This is a genomic window from Streptomyces albospinus (assembly GCF_014648695.1).
GTDB lineage: Bacteria > Actinomycetota > Actinomycetes > Streptomycetales > Streptomycetaceae > Streptomyces > Streptomyces albospinus.
Map to the genome: position 1 here is coordinate 1 of NZ_BMRP01000157.1, position 553 is coordinate 553.

Sequence of the window (553 nt, forward strand, 5' to 3'; positions counted from 1 at the left end):
AGGAGCAGTGCTCGGACCACATCACCGAGTACATGGCCAGCTCCGCACCGGTCGGACGCCGCCCCAGGATCTCCACGATCCGCGCGTACTCGTCCTCCTTGAGCCCCAACTCCGCCCACGGCTGGGCCGCATCCGGACTCTCGGCCGCGTGCTTGACGGTATCCAGGCTCATGCACCCACCAACTTCTTCAGGATCGAGGTGAAGAACCCCAGACCGTCCACGCGCCCCGTACCGATCAGCGGCTCCACCGCATGCTCGGGATGCGGCATCAACCCCACGACGTTGCCCGCCTCATTCGAGATCCCGGCGATGTCCCGCAACGAACCGTTCGGGTTGCCGTCCAGGTAACGAAACGCCACCCGACCCTCGGCCTCCAGCATGTCCAACGTCCGCTCATCGGCCACAAACCGGCCATCGATGTTCTTCAGCGGGATGCTGATCTCCTGCCCCGACACATAGTCGCCGGTCCAGGCCGTACCCACGTTCTCCACCCGCAACCGCTGATCACGACAGACAAAATGCAGATGGTTGTTGCGCACCATCGCCCCCGGC

2 protein-coding genes are annotated in these 553 nt (G+C 64.6%); both read right to left on the reverse strand.

The genetic code is table 11. From position 1 onward, the window contains the following. Positions 1 to 172: phosphoribosylformylglycinamidine synthase-related protein (locus tag IEZ17_RS41755; RefSeq protein ID WP_189308845.1), on the reverse strand; the 172-nt coding region annotated here is incomplete at its 3' end. After that, on the reverse strand, positions 169 to 553 hold a 385-nt coding region (locus IEZ17_RS41760), incomplete at its 5' end, for a phosphoribosylformylglycinamidine synthase subunit PurQ (RefSeq protein WP_189308846.1). The genes IEZ17_RS41755 and IEZ17_RS41760, both read right to left, overlap by 4 nt.